Source organism: Corynebacterium sp. HMSC061H03, assembly GCF_001838215.1.
Lineage (GTDB): Bacteria > Actinomycetota > Actinomycetes > Mycobacteriales > Mycobacteriaceae > Corynebacterium > Corynebacterium jeikeium_D.
The window spans coordinates 23,500-24,168 of record NZ_KV836071.1; the positions used below are offsets into that span (position 1 = coordinate 23,500).

The following is a 669-nucleotide window of genomic DNA, read 5'->3' on the forward strand; positions in this document are numbered from 1 at the left end:
GGTCGCGGGTTCGAGTCCCGTCATCCGCTCTGGTTTCTCAAGAAGTTAGGCTCTGTGGTATAACTTCGAGGCAACCACTGAGGCGGCAGCCTCACGGTGGAATGGCCGAGTGGCGAGGCAACGGCCTGCAAAGCCGTGTACACGGGTTCGATTCCCGTTTCCACCTCAGCAGAGATTCCTTACCGGTTTCGATGTATTGCGCGATTAGCTCAGTGGGAGAGCGCTTCCCTGACACGGAAGAGGTCACTAGTTCAATCCTAGTATCGCGCACCACGTAAGCCCTTATGGGCGAACGTATTTGCGGATGTAGCGCAGCTGGTAGCGCATAACCTTGCCAAGGTTAGGGTCGCGGGTTCGAGTCCCGTCATCCGCTCAGTGGAACCCCCTTCTTCTAGAAGGGGGTTGCGCATGAAAGCTTTATATAGCTTTAAAACCGGCGCGATTAGCTCAGTGGGAGAGCGCTTCCCTGACACGGAAGAGGTCACTAGTTCAATCCTAGTATCGCGCACCACGTAAGCCCTTATGGGCGAACGTATTTGCGGATGTAGCGCAGCTGGTAGCGCATAACCTTGCCAAGGTTAGGGTCGCGGGTTCGAGTCCCGTCATCCGCTCTGATTAAAGTCCCCCGCCCGAAGATTCGGGGTTAAGTAGCAAAAAGTGTGTCTGACT

General features: G+C 55.3%; 5 tRNA genes. All 5 read left to right on the forward strand.

The window, feature by feature from the left end:
* The first annotated feature begins 95 nt into the window (after nt 1–95).
* A tRNA-Cys gene (locus tag HMPREF2787_RS05940) sits at nt 96–166 on the forward strand.
* A 32-nt stretch (nt 167–198) separates the two neighbouring features.
* Nucleotides 199–273: transfer RNA gene (locus tag HMPREF2787_RS05945), tRNA-Val, on the forward strand.
* A gap of 27 nt (nt 274–300) precedes the next feature.
* A tRNA-Gly gene (locus HMPREF2787_RS05950) sits at nt 301–373 on the forward strand.
* A 63-nt stretch (nt 374–436) separates the two neighbouring features.
* Nucleotides 437–511: transfer RNA gene (locus HMPREF2787_RS05955), tRNA-Val, on the forward strand.
* Between the two features lie 27 nt (nt 512–538).
* A tRNA-Gly gene (locus HMPREF2787_RS05960) sits at nt 539–611 on the forward strand.
* The last annotated feature ends 58 nt before the right edge of the window (nt 612–669 follow it).